Origin of the sequence: Burkholderia seminalis (assembly GCF_001718535.1) — a bacterium.
Classification (GTDB): Bacteria; Pseudomonadota; Gammaproteobacteria; order Burkholderiales; family Burkholderiaceae; genus Burkholderia; species Burkholderia seminalis.
The window spans coordinates 2153905-2175791 of record NZ_CP013400.1 but is presented as its reverse complement, the minus strand read 5'-3'; the positions used below and the strand labels follow the sequence as shown (position 1 = coordinate 2175791).

Below are 21887 nucleotides of genomic sequence, written 5' to 3'. Positions count from 1 at the left end.
ACGGCGCGCCGATATCAGCCCACGATCAGCGGCGTGCCGACCGACAACTGGTTCGGATCGCGTGAAACCGACGGATTGAGCTGCAGGATCTCGTTGAGTGCGAGCATATCCTGCTTGCCGCGCGGCATCGCCTGCCGGTCGGCGCGCGACACGTGCGCGGCGTCGAGCAGCGACTGGCGATGCCGGTCGGCGATCACCCACAGCGAATCGCCGGCCACGACGATATAGGGCTGCGGCGACCCGGACGGTTGCGCGGTCGACGGCGTGGCGCTGGCCGACGGCGAAGCCGGCGCGGCAGGCGAGGTACCGGGCGACGCGGTTGTCGAAGCGCTCGGCGCGGCGCTGGCCGAAGGATGGGTCGAAGCGCTCGGCGACGCGCCGGGCGCGAGATGCGATTGCGACGAATTCGACTGATTCGACTGATTCGACGCGCCGGACCCCGAGCCGAAGAACGTCGTCCACAGACCTTCGATCAGCTTGTACGCGAACGCGCCGACCGGAATCAGCACGACGGCCGTGGGGATCTTCTTGATCAGCGGCGTCGCGTTCGGGAAATGCGTGTTCAGACGCCCGCCGAGCAGCAGCGCGGTGGACACGCCGGTCGCGATGGCGAGATCGTAATGGCCGCCGCTCCACTGCACGCCGGTGCCGAGACCGCCGTACGCGACGGCCATGAAGTCGCTCGCCGAATCGGTGAAGCGCACGATGCGGCTGCGCTTGTCGGCATTCACGCGGTGCGCGCCGATCGTATAGACGAGCCCCGCGTACGTGGCACCCAACGCACCGCTCGCGATGGCGGCCGAGCCGTAGGCGAGATCGAACGCGCCGTGCGCGTGCACGACGCCGCTGATGCCGACCGCGAGCGTCGCGGTCGATGTGATCGCGGCGCCTGCGCGACCCGCGATCCCGAACAGGTGGCGCGGGTTGCCGGTATGGAGCTGCTGCAGCGACGTGCCGCCGACGGTGCCCTGCATCTGCGCGAGCACGTCCGCGGCGAGCGCCTTGATGTGGGTGGTCGCGTCGTCGAAACTCATCAGCCCGACGCGATTCAGTTCGACGTACTGCGCGGCCAGCGTCCGCGCTTCGTTCGAGATTTGCTCCAGCTGGGCGCGCCGGTTCTGGCCGTAATCGTGCGCGCCCGAGCGCAACTGCCGCGACAGCGTCACTTCGAGCCGCGTGAGGACCGCCTGCGCGGCCTTCGGATCGCCGGCCTGCAGGCTGCGCACCGCGCCCTGGTGCATGACCTGGAACACGCGGCCGAGACGCGAGCCCAGCAGGAACGACGACGTCGCGCTGCTCAGCATGTCGTGCCGCAGCACGTGCGTCGCACCGAGCGTATCGGCGATCACGAGCGCGCCCGCCCCGGTGACGAGCGAGCTGAAGCCGATCGACTTCCACAGCTCCGCCTTGCGGAACGACGGCCGGTGCACGCGCAGCGCGTTGATCTGCGCGAGCGCCTGCAGTTCCTCGATCATCTTGGCCTGTTTCGGGTTCGCCGCGATCTGCCGGCCGACGCTGATCGGCTTCGACGGATCGTTCTTCAGCGCTTCGCGCTCGACCACCGACTGCCAGTAGGCGCGACTGTCGGCCAGCGGCCCGGCGGGATCGGCGCTCGTCACGACGGTGCCGCGTGCGGGCGCGCGGCCGCCGGCTTCCGCGAGCCAGCGTTCGCCGAAGCGGCGGGCGAGTTTTTCGGTGCGCGTGGCGGGCGGATGGTCGGCCGACGCCCACTGCGTCATCGCATGCTCGATCGTCGCCTTGCGGGCCTGGTTGACGAGCGAGGTCGTGTTGCGTTCGTACAGTTCGCTGCGCAGCGTCGCGAGCGCGTCGTCGGACAGGCCTTTCGACTTGCCGATGCGCGCGATTTCCGCGAACAGCACCTGCTGCTGGTTCGCGAACGCCTCGGGGCTCACCGGTTCGAAGACGCGCGTGAGCGCGTCGGCGCCGTGCAGCCGGGCGAACTTGCCGTGACGGTCGGTCTGGTAATAGTCGACGATCCGTTCCGCCAGCGCCCGCGTCAGGTCCTGGTTCGCGATGAAGTCGGTCCCGTGCGTGCCGTACGACAGCCCGACGTGCAGCCAGTCGATCGCCTTGCGGTCGAGCAGCGCATCGAGCAGCTCGACGTGGCCGGCGCCCGGCACCGGTTCGAGCACGGCGTCCCACCCGTGAAAGCTCAGCATCACGTTCGGCGCGGGTGCGCCGGGGTGATCGTGCGACCAGCGCTCGAACGACGTCATGAGCCGCGTGTATTCGGCGTAGCTGTCGTTGGTGCCGGCGATCGTGCGGCGGTCGTCCGCGGACACGAGCGGGCGGCCGGCCGCCGCTTCGAGACGAAGCTGGAAACCGTAGCGCGACGCCGCGGTGAGCCATTGGTGCAGATGCGCGATGTCGTCGAGCTCGAGCGTGCGCGTGGTGCCGTCCGGCGCCTCGCGCGTGATCGTCGCGTCAGCCTCGTTGTAGCGCGCGCCGATCGGGGAACCGAACTGGCGGGCGCGCCGGATGAACGCCGGGTCGTGCTTGCCGCCGCGCGCGGCCGCGAGCGTGTGCGGATCGACCGGAATCGACACCACCGGCATCGCGCCGCCATATTGGTCGATGTAGCGCACCGCGAGCGCCGGATCGTCGCGCAGGTTGAACGCACGTGCCATCGGTGCGACGCGGTCCTGGATCTCGGCCGGCGCGCGCACGAACGCCTGGATCGCGCGCTTGTCGATCATGCGTGCCGCGCTGTGGCGCGTGGCGTACGCCTGCATCCACTTCACGAACCGGTTGTGATCGCCGCGTGGATCGGCGACCGGCCCGCGCGACGGCATGCTCGACACCTCGCGCGCGAGACCAAGGGGGATGCCGAGCGCTTTCAGCATCGGTGCGTCGGCCAGGATCGTCTGCGGTTCGTCGGTCAGTGCGAGGCCGCCGGCATCGGGCTGGTTCCGGCGTGCGGCGACCGCCTTCACGCGGTCGACCGTCGGGAACCAGTCGGCCACCTTGGCGGCGCCGTAGCGCATCACCCATTCCGCGACCGTGCTCGAACCCAGGCTCGGCTGGTATGGCCGCAGCGTCAGCGGCTTGGCGGCCGGCGTTTTCGGCGGCTTCGGCGCGGCCGGCACGTTCGACGCATTCGACGCATTCGCGGCGCGGCGGCTGCGCCGGCCGCCCTTGCCGCGCAGCGCATTGCGCACCCGGCCGGCGGGGCGGGTCGTGCCGCCGCCCGCCGGCTGCGCGGCTTGCTGGGCGGCGGCGAGGTCGGCCTGCGCCGCTTTCACGCGATCGATCTGGCTGGCGATCTGCGTGCGGATCCAGCGCGTCGCGAGGTCGAACTTCGCCGGCAGCGCATCGAAATTCGATTTCTCGTCGAGCAACTGCGTGAGCCGTTGCGCAAGCGCGGCTTTCTGCGTGGCGGTCGCGCGCGGATCGAACGCATCGGGCGCGAGCGTCGACAGCAGGAAGTGCTGATTCGCGCCGAACGGGCCGCGCCCGAGCGGCATCTCGTCGAGCGGGCGGCCCGCGTCCGGCCGGTCGCGCAATTGCTCGGCGTCGTCGTACCAGCGCGCGTTGCCGTCGCGGATCGCGATGATGCCGCGGCGCGCATGCAGCGATTCGGCGACCGGATGATCGGTCTCGTACACGTACACGTAGTGATCGCCGCGGATGGCCTTCAGCTCCAGCGCGCGCATCAGATGCAGCGTGTTCGCGCCGCTGAAGTCGATCGCGAGCTGTTCGCTGTCCGGGACGAGCTTCGGCGGCAGCAACGGACTGTCGGCGCCGTCGATCTCGGCGATCTTGCGGCGCACGCCGGGATCGGCCTTCGCGAGGCCGCGCTGCACACGCGTGCCGAGTTTCTGCATCGGCGGCTTCTCGTCGCCGAGCGCCTTGCGCATCGCGGCCGGCGCGAAGCCGCCGTAGCGCTCGACCGTGTCGTGCGCGACGTCCGTCACGACGAATCGCACGCCGCGCCGGCCGCCGGACAGATTGCGCGCGCGCCGGCGGAACGCGGCGCCGAGATCGCGCGGTGCGATCGTCGCGTCGCCGAGCGAGGTCGACTCGTGATAGGTCCAGTCGTGCGCGGCGTTGCGCGTCGCGTAGCCGAGCACCTTGCCGGTTTCCTTGTCGATCGCGTAAAGCGTCGCGCCGTCGCCGGCCGCCTTCGCCGCCTGCTTCGGCCGGCGAAAACGCGGCGCGTCGGCGAGCGATTTCAGCGTCGTGACGACGCTCGCGTCGGGCGTCGCCGCCGCCTGTTCGGCTTCCCAGGTGCGGCCGTCGCTGCGCGCGGTGATCCGCGCGGCGCCGCCGTACTCGCGCAATTGCGTGAGCGACACGGGCGACACGTAGAAATCGACGTCCGCCCGTTGCGCGCCACCGTTGTCCTTCAGCGCGCGATAGACCGCGTCCGGGATCGGCGCGGCCGGATCGGCGGACGCCTTGTCGACGAACGTACCGTTGCCGTCGGTGCGCATGCTCGCGACGAACTTCGGCTGCGCATGGCGCGCCTCGACGGACGCGTCCGGCCGCGGTTCATGCTCGGCGATCAGCACGTGCGCATTCGTGCCGAACGCCTCCTTCATCTGCTGGAGCGACGCGAGCTGCGAACCGTCGATGCGGACCAGGTCGCGCTTGCCGTGCGACGCGAGGTGATCGAGCGCATGCCGGCGGCTCGCGGCGTCCGCCGTCGCGGCGGCGGCCGGCACGTTCGACGCCGGCTGCGGTGCGGGCGCCGGCATCTCGCGCGGCACGCCGCGCGCATGCATCGCGTCGGCCTGGTTCGCGTAGTACGCGCGATAGTTCATGTGGCCCGGCACGGACGGCGCGGCATCGCCGAAGGCGGCCGCGAGCCGGCGCAGCCCGGCTTCGTCGCCGGGCATCACGTGGTCGGCTTCCCGTGCGATCGCGTCGGGCAGGCGGGCGTCCCGGGCGATGTCGATGCCGCCGTCGTCGAGGATTTCGCGGCGCACCGCGAACGCGTTCGCCTGCGCGCGCGCTTCGGCCATCAGCGCACTGTCGGTCAGCGCCTCCGGCGACGAGCGATCGAGCGCGAGGCGGCGCGTGATCGTCTCGACCGCGTGCTGCGCTTCGTGGGCGAGCGTATAGACGAGCGTGCCGGTGCCGTGGAACTGCCCGTCGAGCACGATCCGCTGCTTCGCGGTATCGATCCGGCTGCCGCGCCCGGGCCGGCCCACCACGATTTGCCAGCCGGCCTCGCCGGCCAGCGCGACCTGCTGGCGCAACAGGCTCGAGCGGTCGATCAGCGCATGAGCGGCCTTCGGCAGCGGCGCGCCGCCGAAACGCATGCGGATGCGCGTGACGACGGACGGCTTCTGCACGAATGCGTCGGGCGGCAGGTGTTCGGCGATGCCCGGATGCGCGAGCTCGATCGCGCCGCGCGCGATGCCGTCCTCGAGCGTCACGCGCAGCGCGCCGATCTCGCGGACGATGCCTTCGACGTTCAGCTTCGGCGCATCGGTCATGACCGTCGACGGGTCGCTCAGGTAGAAGTCGCCATGCGCGTCGAACACGCCTTCGAAGTCGTAGTACAGGCGGTGCCGCGCGGTGATGTCGCGCGCGCGGTCGAGCTGCGCGAATGCGTCGCGGGTGACGCGCGCCGGCAGCACGCCGGCCATCACGTCGTGGCTGCTCAGCGACGCGAACGGCGCGTACATCACGGCCACGCGATCGAAGGCTGCGAACGGGCCGCCGACCGTGAGCGTGCGCAGCCCGTGCGCGCGCAGCGCCGCGAGGCCTTCCTGTTCGAGGCGGATCGATTCGATGTGACCGAGGATCGCGCGATTGTCGGTGCCCAGGTAGAGGCCGATCGCATTGCGGCGGCCGAGTTCGAACACGGTCTTCTCGATACCGGCGCCGGTTGCCGCGCCGGTGAAGCGCTCGACCGGCACGCGGGCGGCCGGATCGCCGCTGACGTGGACGCCGTTGCCGTCCACCTCGAGCGCGCCGAGGTCCGGGCGCAGGTGCGGCGCCGGATCGTAACGCAGCCACGCGTTCGTATGGCCGAGCCGTGCCTCGGCACCGAGCCCGACCGCGATCGTCGGCGGGGCGTAGACGGGGCGCTGCCAGACGTTCGCGAGCCACGCGGCGGCGTCGCGGCCGTTGCGTGCCGAGAGGATCACCGACGAGCCGGGCAGGCCGAGCACCGAGCGGTGCGCGAGCGTGACCTCGACCGGCGTGTATGGCCGGCCGTCCGGATTGACGAGGCGGCCTTGCGCGTCGGTGACGCCATGCACGATCACGATGCGGCCGTCGCGGTCGTAGGACAGCGGGCCCGAGCGGTCGAGCGTCAGTGCGTCGACGCCGGCTACCGGCTTGCCGTCGAACGGCGACGCCTTCACCGGGCGGGCGCGCGACCATGCCGTTTCCTCGGCGAGCGTGGCGGCCGTGTCGCGCGGCGCCGGCATCGTGACCCCGGTACGCCGCGCGGCCTGCGCGTGGCGCCGATACAGCTCGCCGTAGGTCACGCCGCCGTCGAGCGACGTCGGGCTGTGCTCGAACGCGTCGGCGAGGCGCGCGAGCGAGGCGGCGTCACCGGGCCGCGCGCGGCCGTATTCGTTGGCGATCGCCTCGGGCAGCGCGACGTGGCGGCCGATGTCGACGCCGAGGTTCGCCCGGATCTCGTCGCGCACCGCGAATGCGTTGACCTGCGCGCGCGCCTCGGCGAGCAGCGCGCTACGCACGTAACCCTGCGTCGAGCCGTAGTCGAGCCCGAGCGTGCCGGTCGCGGCCTCGAGCGCATGGCGGGCCTCGTGCGCGAGCACGTAGACCATCGATCCGGTCGACCGCAGGCCGCCGTCGATCGTGACGCGGCGCCGCCGCGTATCGATCTTGCTGCCGCCGCCGGGCTTGCCGCGCACGACTTTCCAGCCGGCGTCGGTGCCGAGCCGAAGCTGCTGCGACAGCAGGCTCGACGCGTCGATCAGCCGGTACGCTTCCTTCGGCAGCGGGGCGCCGCCGAAGCGCATCCGCACGCGCGTGATGACCGACGGTTTTTGCACGAACGCATCGGGCGGCGGCGTTTCGGCGAGCCGCGGATGCGCGAGTTCGATGTTGCCGCGCTCGAGGCCCTGCGTCAGCGCGCGCTCGATCACCGCGAGCCGCTGCAGCGCGGTGAAGTGCTCGCCCGCGCCCGTGCCGATCGGGCCGGGGTCGCTCAGCAGGAAATCGCCGCCGCGCGTGAAGAGGCCTTGCAGGTCGAAGCCGATGCCCGTGCGTTCGACGACTTCGCGAATCTGCCGGATATGCTCGAGCGCCGCGCGCGACACCACGCGCGGCAGCGCGCCCGTCTCGAAGCCGTAGCTGTGGAACACGCCCAGCGGCCGGTACAGCACGGCGACGCGGTTCAGCGCGGAGAACGGACCGTGCATCGTCACGGTCTTCAGGTCGTACGCGGCGAGATCGTCGAGTGCGATGCTCTCGTCGATCGCCGCTTCGATCTGGCGGGCTTCCGACGTATGCGGGCCGTGGTCGTAAACCGCGAGCGCGGCATCGTGGCCGAGCGCGAACACGGTTTTTTCGCCGCCGGCGCCGAGCAGTTCGCCGACGTGACGCTCGACGTCGATCCGCGCGGCCGGATTGCCCTCGACGTGCACGCCTTCGGCGTCGGCCGCCAGCGGCCCGAGATCGTGCGGTGCCGCGGGCGCCGGGTCGTAGCGGCGGAACACGCCAGTGTCGAGCAGCGCCGCGCGTTCGCCGACCGCGTGCGGGGGCGGCGCATACACCGGCCGCTGCCACAGGTTCGCGAGCTGCGCGGCAGCCGCATCGCCGCCGTGCTTCGCCGACAACACGATCGAATAGCCGTCCTTGATCAGGAACGACGGCGCCTGGTCGAGCGCGTATTCATGCACGCTGGCCGGTTGTCCACCCGCGAGCAGCGTGCCGTCCGGCAACGTGTCGGCATGCAGCATCAGCACGCCTTCGTCCTGCAGCATCGTGAAGTGGCGGCTGCGCGCTGCTTGCAGGTCGGCCGCGGCAGGCACGGGCCCGTCGCCGAACGGCGATGCATAGTCGGCATGCGCGCGGCTCCAGGCGACGCGTTCGTCGAAGCTGCGCACGCCGCGCGGCGCGTCGGCGGTCTCGTGCGTTTGCGGCGCGGGCATTCGGCGCGGGATGCCGCCGCGGCGCTTCTGGCGCGACCACACGTCGTCGTAGAAGTCGCGGTAGGTCTCGCCGTCGCGGCCCGATACGGGCGCATCCGCGAATGCGTCGACGAGGCGTCCGACCGTGCCCGCGTAGTCGTGCGACGGCGCGCGCCACGCGGCGCCTTCGCGCTCGATCGCATCGGGCAGGCGCACATGCGCGGCAATGTCGCCGCCACCCGCGAGCTTGATTTCGTAGCGTGCCTCGAACGCGTTGATCTGCGCGCGCGCCTCGGCTTCGAGCGCCTTGCGCGTGAAGCGGCTGCGGTTGCCGTAGTCGAGATTCAGCACACCGGCCATCGCCTCGACCGCATGGCGCGCTTCGTGCGCGAGCGTATATGTGATGCTGCCCGGATGCTGGAGCGCGCCGTCGATCGTCACGCGACGCTTGCGCGGGTCGATGCGGCTGCCGCCGCCGCGCTTGCCGAGCGTCACGCGCCAGCCGGCGTCCTGCAGCATGCGCAGTTGGGTGGCGAGCGTGCCCGACTGCATCGCGAGCGCCTGTGCGGCTTCGGGCAGCGCCGCGCCGCCGAAGCGCATCTGCATCCGCGTGACCCAGCCCGGCTTCGATGCGTCGGGGTCGGGCGGGGCGGTCTCGGTCGTTTCGGGGTGCGCGGCGGCGAGGCCGATGTCGTCGTTCGCTGCGGCGCGACGTTCGCCGCCGGTCGGTGCGGGTGCGGTCTGGTCGCCCGCGTCGTCGATCGCGCGCGTGCCGCGGTCGGCCGCGGCCGTTTCCCGCTCCGCGTTCCGCTCGGGCGCACCGGGGCGTTCCGGCCTGACGAGCACGAGCACGCGGTTCGGCGCGCTGAACACGCCGTCGAGCGCCTTGACCGGCTCGGGCGGCGCGGCCGTACGGGGCATCGCCGGTTCGTTCGGGCCGCGCTTGCCGGCCAGCACGATCACCGTGTCGTCGCCGGCAGCCGGGCGGGGCGATGCCGGCGGCGTTTCGTCGGCCGCGGCCGCGCCCGGCAAGCCGGTTTCGGCCGCCGTGGTTTCCGGCGCGGGATCGAAACGCAGCACGCGTGCGTCGGCGCGCAGCTGGCCGTCGGCGCCGAACGCGTCGGGTGCGGCGGCGTAGACGGGCTTCTGCCAGCGGTTCGCGAGTTCGGGCGCCAGTGCCGCGTCATGTTCGCCCGCGACGACGATCACCGGCTCGTCGAGATCCTGCGGGCGCAACGCGGACGGCCGTGCGCCAGGCGCGTCCTGCGCCGCGCGGTCGCGCACGACATAGACGGTGCGGTCGCCGACCTCCAGCGGTTCGGCGCTCGGCCCGCGTGGGACCGCGACGCCGGCCGGATCGCGCGCGGCCGCCCGGGCGGCCGGCGCTTCGTCCGTCAGGTCGACGATTTTCACGTTGACGCGCGGCGGCGAGCCATCCGTCTTCGTTCGCGTGCCGCCGCCGGCGGGTTCCTCGAGGTCGGCGGGCCGCGTGCGCAACGCCTGCGCGTCCTCGCTGCGCCGGTCGTTGCGCGCGGCCGACGTGCGGTCCAGTTCGGTTTCGTCGTGCTGCTGATCGATGCGCGCGCGTTCCTGGCTCGCGCGCTGCGTGCTGCGGGCGTTGTTCGCCGTGCTGGCCGTTTCGCTTTCGGCGGCCGTCTGCGCGAGGCTGCGCGGCGCCTGCGTGTCGGCGCCGCTTGCCTGCCGGATCGCTTCGCTCGTCTGCGCAAGGGTGTGATCGAGCAGTTCGAGCCGCGTCTTCGGGACGACGTTCGGCGTCGTGGTCATCTCGCCGTCCGGGCCGAACGACAGGCGCTCGCCGGTTCCCGTCACGTCGTCGATGCGCGTGCCGTTGGTCCATTCCTTCGGCGAGGCCGACACGACGGACAGCGTGCCGTCCTCGCCGAGCACCACCGATTTGCCGGGCGGCATCTGCTTGCTGGACGTCTTGTCGAGCACGCGGATCGGTTGGTTGTCGTAGGTCAGGATCTTGTCGCCGACCATCAGCATGCCGTCGGGCGACACCTTCACGGCTTCCCCGTCGAGCGTCGCCCGGGTGCGGCCGTAGGCGAGCGACGACACGTCGCCCTTGTTCAGGATCCGGCCGAGCATCTGGCTGTCGACCGTGACGGTGTCGCCGTCGGCCCCGCGGATCGGCACCGGCCGGCCGGTGTGCGTGCGCACCGACGTCACCGCGCGTTCCTTCAGGCCGCCGGCGGCCATCAGCGCGACGTTGGTGATCCCGGACTTGAGCTGCTCGCCGGCCGCCTTCGTGTCGCCCTTGACGAAATAGTCGTAGCCCGCTTCGCCGAACGCCTCGACCGCGCCGCCCACGCCCGTCACGACCGCGGTGGCGCGCGCGCCGGTGGTAAGCACCGATGCGACCTTCGGCGTGCGCGTGAGCGCCGTGACCGCGCGCGTGAACAGCTTGCTGCCGGCGAGCTTCGCGGCGCCCGCCGCGCCCATCGGCACGAGGTTGATGAAGTCGGCCCGCGCGCCCGCGTCGGTAAACGGATTGAGACTGCGCCCGTGGTCGGCGCGGTTGGCCAGATCGAGGCCCGCGCTCGTCATCGTCGCGCCGATCGCCGTGTACATCATCCCCGCGCCGAGGATGTTCAGCGGCACGCCGACGATCGCGCCGATGCCGGTGCCGTCGAGCAGCGTGCCGAGACCTTCGAGCGCCATCCCGCCGACCATCATGCCGATGTTCAGGCCCGTGCTGGTCAGCGTGTTCAGGAAACTGTCGAAGCCGCTTTCGTGATGCGCGGCCTTCGACACGAGCTGCAGCGAGCCGTCCGCGTTGTGACCGGTCGCGATGTCGACGGTGCCGTCCTTCGACAGCTCGTTGTTGTCGATGTAGTCGTTGATGTCGTTGTAGGTGCTCGCCGTCTCGTCGACGTACTGCGTGCCGTCCTTGCCGCTGACCTTGAACAGCGCGCTGGTGGTCATGCCGGCATCCTTGGCGGCGTAGACCATCGGCAGCACGTTGACCTGCGTCGTCGCACCGCCGCCGATCGACAGCAGCTTGTCGCGCACGCTGTTGATCGTCGACAGCTTATCCTTGTCGGTGTAGCGCGCGACATCGTCTTTCGTCGGCGATACGGGATCCGAACCATCGCTCGACGATGCCGTGTTCGGCACGTCGGGCTGCATGCCGAGCGCGACGCCGATCAGGTTGCGCTGCTCGTTGTCGGTCAGCTTGCCGAACGCGATCGTATCGCCGTTCTGCGTGCTCGCGCTCGCCGCGTCGAGCAGCGAGTTCGACAGCTCGCCGCGGTGCGCCTCGTAGAAGTCGTGCAGCGCCTTCTTGTAGTCGTTGCCGGCGTCAGAGTCGGGCGCCGCGTAGCGCAGCCGCTCGTCGAGTCCCGCGTCGAATTGATCCATCAATACCTGCTGATGCGACGTCTCGCTCAGCAGTTGCAGACGTTGCACCGCATTGTCGGCCTGCGTGACGGCCGCCTTCGCCTTGTCGAGCGGGTCCTGGTACAGGTTGGGCCGCGGCATCGACGGCGCCGGGATCATGTCGTCGCCCGCGACGGTGCGAAAACGCATCGGCGGCGGATTCGCGGCTGCCCAGTCGTCGTACTGCTTCTGCACCGACGCGAGCGTGCTCTTCGCCTGCGTCTGCTGGATGCGCGCCTGCGACAGCGCGAGCTGGGTCGCGCGCTCGTTGACCGAATCCGACATGCGGCCGTCGGCCGCGCGGATCGCGCCCGCGACGGTCTGCATGCGCTTCACGTCGAGCATCGTCGGGCCGGCCTGCGCGGCGGACGGGCCCGACGACTGCGGCAGCAGGAACGGGCTGTCGAGCAGCGGCGACGCGGGCAGCGACGCTGCGCCGTTGGACCCGGGCAACGTCGGCGGGGCCAGCGGCGACGCACTCGGCAGCGTTGGCGTGCCGGCGGGAGCGGCCGACGTCGCCGTCGACAACGACGATGCGGGCAGCCCCGGCAGGCCGTTCGCGGTCGACAGCGACGGCGTCAGCAGCGGCGGTTGAAGCCTCGGCTTCGTGAATATCGATTGCGCGTTCACCTGCGCCTTGATCTGCGATGCCTGATCGTCGTACTGCTGCGCGAGCGTCGCACCGTACGCGACGACGAAACCGTCGTGCGCGATGCTTGCCTGCTGCTTCGCCTGATCGAGCTTCGCATACGCATCGCCGAGGTCCATATCGACCTGCGGATCCTTGATCATCGCGTGCGGATTGTCCTTGTGCCACGCGTTGGATGCGTCCAGCTTCTTCGTATAGTCGGCCTGCAGCGCGTCGACCTGCCGCTGCGCGGACAGCATCTGCAGATAACCGCCGCTCGTGTTCGCGGCCGTCTGCGCGCGGGCGAGCGCGGTCTTCGCGTCCGACACCGCATTCGCGACGACCACCGTCGGTCCTTCCTTGCCGCTGGCCGAATCGTAGCGCTGCTGCGCGTTCGTGAGCGCCAGGCTGTCGTTGGCCGCGCCGTACGCGGCGTTCGCATAGTTCGCATCCTTCGCGGCGGACGTGACCGCCTGCTGCGCGGCATCCTGCGAAGCGGGGGCATCGGGCATCGTGACCTGCAGTTCCAGCGGCTGCAGTGCATCGTTCAGCCGCCCGACGCCCGCATCGAGCGCGGCCTTGTAGTCCGGATCGGCGAGGTACGACTGGAACTGCGTATACGCGAGGTTGGAATTCGCGACGTCCGCGAAGTATTTCGACGCGCCCACGGCCGCCTTCGCGCTGGCGGTCTGCCAGTCGTCGTAGAGCCGGATCTGCAGCGGATTCTTGCAGTCGCCCGGCTGCGGTACCCAGTTCGGATCGTTCGCATGATCGGGGAAGGCGGCCAGCAGCGTCTTGAACTGCTGGTCGGCCGCGTGCTGCGCGTCGCCGGCGTCCGTCACCTTGCCGGAATCGTCGATCTTCATCCCGGCCGGCATGTCGGCGTTCGCCTGTTCGCCGTACAGGATCATGTAGCCGGCGTCGGTGGTCACGTTCAGCTCGCGCTGCGCGGTGTCGGCCGCCGTGCGCGCCTTCGCGTAGTCGGCCTGCGCGGTCTTGCGGTCGTCGGCCGTCGACTCGGGATCGCGGTTGACCAGGTGCAGCACGTTCTGCGCGCCCTGCAGCGTCTGCGATGCGTTGTCGTAGTTCGTCTGCGCGTCCTGGATCGCTTTCTGCACCGCGCGCGTCTTGTCGTTCTCGACGGTGATGTCGGGCGGCGGCGCCGTATATTGCGCGGCCATGTTCTGGATCAGCGACGTCGCGGACTGGATCTCGGCGTTGGTCGGCTTCGACGGATCGGTGGCCAGCGATGCGGAGACGGGAATCGGCGGGGCGACGCTCGGGCTCGCGGGCCCGGCGGCCGGATCGTCCTTTTTCGGCGGCGGAGGCGGCGGGGGCGGCGGTGCGACGACCGGATTCAGCGTTTCCGACAGGAAGCGCTGCCAGTTGACACCCAGTCCCACTCCGTCGATCAACAGCATGCTCGTCTCCGTTGAACCGCCCAATGCGCGGCACGCGCGGCGCCCTGCGCGCCGCGACGTGATCGTTCGAGTGTACGGACGCCCCCGGCGACGGGAACACCGCTGTTTCGTAGCGGCAGGAAGGGGTCGGCGCCCGGGCGCCGCGCGGGCTACGAGACGGGCGCCGCGTGCGGCAGCCGTGCCGCGCGGCGTGGTTCGGACCCCTGAAAGCGCCGCGCGTGCAGGGCGCCGCGCGCGCTCATGCGGTCACTGATCGAGACACCGCACGCACAGCCGCTTCGTCTGGCTCGCCGACAAGCCGTGGCACATCATCACGACCGGGCGCGCATGGCACGACGGCGGGTCGGCGGAGGCAGCCGGCAACGGCAGCCTGCGCGCGCGATCGGGCGGCGTGGTCGCGGCCGCGTCCATGCGTCGCTGCCGCGCCGTCGGCGGCACGTCACGCACCACCGGGATCGGTTCGACGCCGCCTTCGCGCGCGTTGCGCTGCGCGCTCGCGACGACGCGGCTCACGTAGCCGCTCGAGAAGCCGGTCGTGAAGTTGCCGCTGTAGTAGCACGACAGCGCCGCGCGCAGTGCGGCCTGCGTGGCGCGGCCGGTGCCCGACGAGCGCGCGAAGCATTCGGTCAGGATCGCGCCGCCGGCCTGCAGGTTGCGGCATGGCTCGAACATCGTCGTTTCGTCGAGCCCGTATTTCGCGAAGTTGCGCGCGTTCACCTGCGCGAGGCCGACGCTGTAGCTGTAACCGCGCGACGACAGTTCGCGCGCGGTCGCGCGCGCTTCGTCGAGCGACGCGGGCTGGCGCGTCAGGTGGCCGCCGACCACGCCGATCGCATACGGATTGAAGCCCGACTCGGTGCGCACCAGCGCGGCGAGCGTGTCGGGATCGACGTTCGGCGCGCAGGCGCGCGCGAGTCGAGCGAAACCCGCGGCAGCGCCGGCCGCCCGCGCGTCACGCGGCTGCAGGCCCGCCAGCGCGAGCACGGCCAGCGCGCACAGGCACGCCGCCGCGATTCGCAGGCCGCGCGCGTTCATCCCGCACCCGCCACGCGGTACGACATCACGAGCCCGTGCACGAGCAGCGACCAGCCGTCGAGCGCGACGAACAGCAGCAGCTTGAACGGCACCGAGATCGTCGTCGGCGAGATCATCTGCATCCCGAGCGCGAGCAGGATGTTCGCGACCAGCAGGTCGACGACGATGAACACGATGTAGATCACGAAACCGATCTGGAACGCCTTCGTCAGCTCGGCGAGCGTGAAGCTCGGCACCAGCACGAGCAGGTCGTCGTCCTTGATGCCGTCGGCGCGGTGCTTCGGCCAGACCGCCGTCGCGGTGCGCACGAAGAACTCGCGGTCGCGCTGCCGCGTGTGCGACACGAGGAATTCCTTGATCGGCGGCAGCGCGGCATCGGCGAGCGCGCCGACGTCGGCCGTCGACAGCTGCCCCGACGCGTCGAAGTGGCGCGCCTGCAGCGCATCGCGGATCGACATCCCGACGGGCGCCATGATGAACAGCGACAGGATCAGCGCGATGCCGTTCAGCACGAGGTTCGGCGGCACCTGCTGGATGCCGAGCGCGGAGCGCAGCAGGCCGAGCACGACCACGAGCTTCGTGTAGCTCGTCACCATCAGCGCCGCGAACGGCGCGATGCCGAGCGCGGCGATCACCGCGATCAGCGCGACCGGGTTCGGCAGGTTGCCCATCGTTCAGCGCTCGCGCGGCGCGGGTTGCGTCAGCGTGACGACGCGCACGCCGAGTTTCTGGCCGACCGCGATCAGGTGGCCGGTGCCGATCAGCATCCCGTTCGCGACGAGATGGATCACGCTCTGGTTGATCCCTTGCTGCAGTTCGATCACGGCGCCCGGCTGCAGCGCGCTCAGCTCGCCGAGCGGCATCGACGCGGGCGGCAGCTCGAAGCGCAGGTCGACCGCGAGGCCGTCGAGCGTGCGCGGCGCATCGGCGGATGGCGCATCGTGTGTCGTGACGGGCGCGTGGTCGGTGCGGGTCGGTTCCAAAGGCATCTCCCTGATTCGTTCGACGGTCAGCCGGTTGCCCGACGGCCGTCCGGTGATTTCCCACGCCGGCGCGGCCGGCAGTCGCGCGACGCACAGCAGGTTCTGCTCGTGCGCCTGCCAGCGTTCGATCGCGATGATGTCGCCGCCGACGATGTCGGCCAGTTCGGCCGTCGTCAGCTCGGTGCGGCCGATCTCGAACACGAGCGGCACGGGCAGGTTCGCGTAGGCCGCGCGCGCATCGGCGAGCGCGGCCGGCGCGGTCGCGAAGAACACGGCCAGTGCATCCGGCACGTCGAACAGCAGCGCGCCATGGCAACGCCACGCGGCATCGGCGCGCCGCAGCTCGAAGCGCAGCGCGGCCGGCGCCGCACGCCAGGCCGGCACGCGCTCGGGCGGCGGCAGCAGCTCCACGCGCTGCCGCGTCGCGGCCTGCAGCACGGCCGCGAGCGGCGCGCCCAGGTCGGCGAGCAGCGCCGCGCGGATCACGGCCGGCACGGCCGGATCGGCTGCGTCGCCGAGCCATTCCGTTTCCGCGACCGGATCGATCCACAGCGTGCCGGTGGCCGGGCCGATGACGAAGCGGTACGCGTGCGCATCGGCGGCCGGCTCCGCGTCGACGCGCCAGCGCACCTCGTACGCGTGCTCGCCGAGCGTGACCGGGACGGCGCCCGTCGCGCCGTACGCGTGCGACAGCCCGCGCGCGGCGGCGGCGGACAGGCGCGGCAGGTACGGCGACGCGTCGAGCGCGACCGCCGCCGGCGCAGCGGCGGGGGGCGCGGAAGCGGCGGGCATCGCCCGGCTCGCGGCGTCGCCGGCGTCGGCATTCGTCAGGAACTGCGCAGGCACGGCGGGATCGGGGCGGATTCGGCGTTGATTCGACGGGTTGTTCCGGGGCCGGCGGCGCCGTAGGGCGCGCGGCTGCTGCGTCGATTGTAGGGACGGCCATGGCCGCGTGCCGGGCCGGAATCCGTAGTCGCACGCATCGTGCGGCGATCGAGCTAGCGGGGTGCTACGAAGCGTGATGAAGCCGGGCAGGCGGCGGCCGGCGCCCAAAAGCAACCGCCGCCCGGAGGCGGCGGTCGGGTCGCGACTGGCTGGCGGGCCGGAGGGCGTGCAGGCCGGATCCGGCTGGCAGGCCGCGAGGCGCTGCGGCTGGGCGCAGCGCGGTGGGGGGGACGTGGCCGCTGCGCCGCGAGCAGGCGGCGCGCGGGGACAGCGTCACGCGTAGTCGGCGGCCATCGCCGGTTGCGGCGCGGCACGCAGGACCGGCGCGGCATCGTGGCGCTCGACGTGCGTCATGGCCGCACCGAACAGCACCAGGCGATAGCCGACCGCGTAGATCGGGATGATCCGCAGGTTCTTGTCGTGTTCGAGCTGCAGCTTCGAACGGATCCGCGAGATATGGGTGTCGAGCGTGCGCGACGACACGCCGAGCTCGCGGCCCCACACGGCTTCCTGGATTGCCTGCCGCGGCACGATCTTGTTCATGTTGTCGAGCAGGAATTCGACGACGTCGAATTCGCGCGGCGTCACGTCAACGACCTTGTTGTCGATTTCGATCGTGCGGCGCACGAAGTTGATTTTTATGTTGTCGATGTACAGGTATTTGCAATCCATGGTGGCCCTCACATGTCCATTAAGGAGTGTTTGCGGGTCCTGTGCTGCAACTTTCGGGCCAGGCAGAGGATTATCGAGCGCCGACTGGCGGCGGCACGGCTGCGCGCGGCCCGGCAGCCTTGAATTTAAAAGAATTTTTAACGGGAGAGGCGAGGCGGACACTGAAGGGGTCCGAGCATCATTGAAGGATTGTTACGTAGCATCGGGTGGGGATGTTACGGGTGACGGGCGTTACGTCTGACGTAACGCGAGGGGCGGCTGGATGGAGACCGGCCACGGGGGCGTTTCGCCCCGCGGCCGGTGCGCCTGCACATCAGGCCTTCGCGCCCTCCGCCGAATCGAACGGCAGCACGTAGTGCCGCTTGCCCGTCGCCGCGAAGATCGCGTTCGCCACGGCCGGGCCGACCGGCGCGACGCCCGGCTCGCCGACGCCGGTCGGCGCCTCGGCCGACGGCACGATATGCACTTCGACCTTCGGCATCTCGGCCATCCGCAGCACCTGGTAGCCGTCGAAGTTGCGCTGCTCGACCTGGCCGTCCTTCAGCGTGATCGCGCTGTGCATCGCCGCGCCGAGCCCGAAGCCGATGCCGCCCTCCATCTGCGCGGCGACGATGTCGGGATTGATCGCGATCCCGCAATCGACCGCGCACACCACGCGCTCGACCTTCACCTTGCCGTCCGCGTCGACCGACACCTCGGCGACCTGCGCGACATAGCTCTTGAACGCCTCGGCGACCGCGATCCCGCGCCCGCGGCCCTTCGGCAGCGGCTTGGCCGGATCCCAGCCGGCCTTCTGCGCGGCGAGATCCAGTACCGCGCGCATCCGCGGTTCCTTCTCGAGCAGGTCGCGGCGGAACGCGTACGGATCCTTGCCCGCCGTGTGCGCGGCTTCGTCGATGAACGCCTCCACCGCGTAGGCCGTGTGCGAGCTGCCGACCACGCGCCACCACAGCACCGGCACGCCGGTCTTCGCGGTGGTGAGCTCGACCGACACGTTCGGCACCGCGTACGGCAGGTTCGCCGCACCCTCGACCGACGTCGCGTCGACGCCGTTCTTGACCATGAACGCTTCGAACGGCGTGCCGGCGAGGATCGACTGGCCGACGATCCGGTGGCGCCAGCCGACCAGCTTGCCGTCCGCGGTCAGGCCCGCGTCGAGCTTGTGGAAGTACATCGGGCGGTACAAGCCGCCCTGGATGTCGTCCTCGCGCGTCCACTGCAGCTTGACGGGCTTGCCGTCCGCGCCGAGCGCCTTCGCGATCGACACGGCCTCGACCACGTAGTCCGACCACGCGTTCGCGCGCCGGCCGAAGCTGCCGCCCGCATACAGCGTGTGGATCTGCACCTGTTCGGGTTTTAGCCCCGCCGTCCTGGCCGCGTTGGCCTGGTCGACGGTCTGGAACTGGTCGCCGGCCCAGATTTCGCAGCTGTTCGCCGTCAGCTTGACGACCGCGTCGAGCGGCTCCATCGGCGCGTGCGCGAGATACGGGAATTCGTACGACGCGCTGATCTTGCGCGCCGCGCCCGCGATCGCCGCGTCGGCGTCGCCGTCCTTGCGCGCCGACGTGCCGGGCTTGTCGGCGAGCTGCCGGTATTCGCGCATGATCTCGCCGGACCCGCGTTTTTCCGCGTGCGCGTCGTCCCACTCGACCTTCAGCGTGTCACGGCCCTGTTTCGCGGCCCAGAAGCCGTTCGCGACGACTGCCACGCCGCCCGGCACCTGCACGACCGACACGACGCCCGGCACGGCCTTCGCGGCCGTCGCGTCGAACGATTTCACCGTGGCGCCGAAGCGCGGCGCGCGCTGCAGCAGCGCGACGCGCATGCCGGGGAAGGTCGTATCGAGCGTGAAATGCGCGGTGCCGTTCGATTTCGCCGACGCGTCGACGCGCGGGATCCGGTGCCCGATCAGCTTGAAATCGGCCGGCTGCTTCAGCGTGACCTTGTCGGGCACGGGCAGCTTCGACGCATCGGCGACGAGCGTGCCGTACGGCGCCGTCTTGCCGCTCTTCGCGTGCGTGACGACGCCATTGGCGGTCGTCAGCTCGCTGGCCGGCACCTTCCAGCGGGCCGCGGCGGCCGACACCAGCATCGCGCGCGCCTTGCCGCCCGCTTCGCGCAGCTGCTGCCACGAGTTCGCCATCGCCGAACTGCCGCCGGTGCCCTGCATCGTGCCGAACGCGAGGTTCGCGTAGCGCTTCGCATCGGCCGGCGCGCTTTCGACGCGCACGTTCGACCAGTTCGCGTCGAGCTCCTCGGCGACGATCGTCGCGATGCCCGTATACGCGCCCTGGCCCATTTCGACGTGCTTCGCGATGACCGTGACGGTGCCGTCGGGCGTGATGCGCAGGAATGCGTTCGGCGCGAAACCGGCTTCGGGCGCGGTCGCGGCGAGCGCGCGGCGGCCGAAGCCGGTGAAGTCGAAGCCGATGGTCAGGCTGACCGCGGCGGCGGCCCCCGCGGTCTTCAGGAACGTGCGGCGCGACGGACGCACGGAGCCGGTGTTGTCGAGTTCGATCGTCATGGTCAGGCTCCCAGCGTCGCGGCTGCGTCGTGGATCGCGGCCCGGATGCGGGCGTAGGTCGCGCAGCGGCACAGGTTGCCGTTCATCGCGGCATCGATGTCCGCGTCGGTCGGCTTCGGGTTCTGTTCCAGCAGCGCGGTGGCCGACATGATCTGGCCGGACTGGCAGTAGCCGCATTGCGGCACCTGCAGCTTGACCCAGGCGGCCTGCACGGCGTGCGCGGGCTTGCTCTGCAGACCCTCGATCGTCGTGATGTGCTTGCCCGCGATGCCGGCGAGCGGCAGCACGCACGAGCGGACGGCCTGGCCTTCGAGATGCACGGTGCACGCGCCGCACTGCGCCATGCCGCAGCCGAACTTCGTGCCGGTCAGTCCCGCGTGTTCGCGAATCGCCCAGAGGACGGGCATCGACGGATCGGCGTCGAGCGTGACGTTCTTGCCGTTCAGGACAAACGAGGTAGGCATTTTTATGTCTCCATGGGGAAAACCCGCCATACGGGCAGGTTAGCCGGGAGTGTGCGCGAGCCGCCGCTTTTTGCGTCTACCCAATCCTGCAAATTTATTGAACAATCCTGCAAATCCCCGGCACGCGGCGGGCCGTTTCGCTATGCTCCCGCGACACGGGAAATCATTCGAGGATGCGTCATGGACATGACCGATATCGTGGCGTCGCGCGAATCCGGGCGGCGCGAGCTGGCATCGCTGATCGGCCGTTTCGCACCGGCCGACGGCTCGCATTCGACGGCCGTGCCGGGCTTGATGCTGCATCGGCACACGCGTCCGGTCGATCTCGGCTGCGGCGTGTCGCGGGCCGCGCTGGTGATCGCCGCGCAGGGCGCGAAGCGCGTGATCGTGGCCGGTCACGCTTACGAATACGACACGCACAATTGCCTGATTACGTCGATCGACTTGCCGATCCTCTCGCGCGTGACGCGCGCGTCGCCGGAGGCGCCGTACCTGTGCCTGTCGCTGACGCTCGATCCGCAGCGCATCGTCGAGCTGGCGGCCGAGATGCGGCTGCCCGAGCCCGATGCGGGCCCGGAAGGCGAGGGGATCGCGCTCGCCGAACTGACGCCGCCGCTGCTCGACGCCGCGCTGCGACTGTTGCGCCTGCTCGATACGCCTGCCGACATTCCGGTCGTCGCACCGTTGATCGAAAAGGAAGTGCTGTACCGGCTGATGACGAGCGGGCAGGGCACGCGGCTGCGACACATGGCCATCGCGGGCAGCCAGACGCACCGGATCGCGCGCGCGATCGAATGGATCCGCGATCACTTCGCGGAGCCGATGCGCGTCGAGTCGCTCGCGCAGGCGGTCAACATGAGCGTGTCGTCGCTGCACCATCATTTCAAGCACGTGACGACGCTGAGCCCGCTGCAGTACCAGAAGCAGTTGCGGCTGCACGAAGCGCGGCGGCTGTTGCTGCGGCAGGGCGGCGACGTCGGGTCGGTCGCCGCCGTCGTCGGCTACGAAAGCGCATCGCAATTCAGCCGCGAATACAGCCGGCTGTTCGGCGCGCCGCCGATGCGCGACGTCGTGCACCTGCGGAAGAAGGAATTGCTCGGCTGAGGTGCCGCCGGCACCGGCCGGCACGCGTCTCGGGCGGTGCGCGGTCATTCATCGCCGTCTCCTTCGTCGAGCATCTCGAGGAACCACAGGTCGATCTGTCCGACGGCGTCGCGCACGCGCTCCATCCCGCTGCACGGGTGCCGTTTCGGCAAGCGCCGGTCCGCCTGTTCCGATGTCGACGAAGCGCCGCGACAGGCGCTCCGGTTTCGCTGACAACCCCGTTGATGCTTGAATGGCGCAAGCGCCGATCGATCGGTGGTGATCTTCATCGCCGTTTCCCCGACACGCAGGTTGCGAGCGGGCCGCCGCCGGTGCTCCGTGTGCCGTGGCGTGCCGCTCGGTGAGAGCCGGACATCAGGCAATCGGCATGCCACGGACGACACGCCGCCGCCGGGCGCGGGCACGGCCATGCCTTCGCCGATCGACAGGCGTGCAGGCGTTTCACGCGTGAATCGTGGGGACAGGCGAATGAGCCGGGCGAGCGCCGGATCAATGCGATTCGATACGATGAAACGCTCGATAAATCAGGCTTTTACGAGATTGTTAACGTAAGGCGCACGTTGAATCGGCATGTTTCATCGATGAGAATCGAGCGGATAAATGCTTGAAAACGTTTCTCGAATGTGTCGCATCC

9 protein-coding genes are annotated in these 21887 nt (G+C 70.5%); 1 reads left to right on the top strand and 8 read right to left on the bottom strand.

The features are described 5' to 3' along the window. Positions 1-14 precede the first annotated feature (14 nt). The 7 genes from WJ12_RS30305 to WJ12_RS30275 all read right to left on the bottom strand — a co-directional run bounded on the left by WJ12_RS30305 (position 15) and on the right by WJ12_RS30275 (position 20149). Complete coding sequence (locus tag WJ12_RS30305) at positions 15-13526, bottom strand: LWXIA domain-containing protein (protein WP_069245972.1); 13512 nt, start codon at positions 13524-13526, stop codon at positions 15-17. A 246-nt stretch (positions 13527-13772) separates the two neighbouring features. Further along, positions 13773-14561 (bottom strand): lytic transglycosylase domain-containing protein, encoded by a 789-nt coding sequence (locus WJ12_RS30300; RefSeq protein WP_069245971.1) that lies wholly within the window; start codon positions 14559-14561, stop codon positions 13773-13775. Further along, entirely contained in the window at positions 14558-15232 is a 675-nt protein-coding gene (sctR, locus tag WJ12_RS30295) for a type III secretion system export apparatus subunit SctR (RefSeq protein WP_034189410.1), read from the bottom strand. Before sctR ends, WJ12_RS30300 begins: the two co-directional genes overlap by 4 nt. A gap of 3 nt (positions 15233-15235) precedes the next feature. Further along, positions 15236-16390: a type III secretion system cytoplasmic ring protein SctQ gene (gene sctQ, locus WJ12_RS30290; protein ID WP_069245970.1), complete on the bottom strand. Its 1155-nt coding sequence runs from the start codon at positions 16388-16390 to the stop codon at positions 15236-15238. 372 nt (positions 16391-16762) lie between these two features. Next, complete coding sequence (locus tag WJ12_RS30285; protein ID WP_034189412.1) at positions 16763-17161, bottom strand: winged helix-turn-helix domain-containing protein; 399 nt, start codon at positions 17159-17161, stop codon at positions 16763-16765. A gap of 313 nt (positions 17162-17474) precedes the next feature. Further along, the gene (locus WJ12_RS30280) at positions 17475-19685 is read right to left on the bottom strand and encodes a xanthine dehydrogenase family protein molybdopterin-binding subunit (RefSeq protein ID WP_069245969.1); all 2211 of its coding nucleotides are present in this window, start codon (positions 19683-19685) and stop codon (positions 17475-17477) included. 2 nt (positions 19686-19687) lie between these two features. Then, entirely contained in the window at positions 19688-20149 is a 462-nt protein-coding gene (locus WJ12_RS30275) for a (2Fe-2S)-binding protein (protein WP_011354470.1), read from the bottom strand. Positions 20150-20329: 180 nt separating this feature from the next. Between WJ12_RS30275 and WJ12_RS30270 the strand changes: the two genes are divergently transcribed. Beyond that, a complete protein-coding gene (locus WJ12_RS30270; protein ID WP_059556784.1) occupies positions 20330-21253 on the top strand; it encodes an AraC family transcriptional regulator in 924 nt (307 codons plus the stop codon). Positions 21254-21297: 44 nt separating this feature from the next. Here the strand turns inward: WJ12_RS30270 and WJ12_RS36980 are convergent, their stop codons facing one another. After that, on the bottom strand, positions 21298-21522 hold the full coding sequence (locus WJ12_RS36980; protein WP_226104081.1) for a hypothetical protein: 225 nt from the start codon (positions 21520-21522) through the stop codon (positions 21298-21300). Positions 21523-21887: the final 365 nt, after the last annotated feature.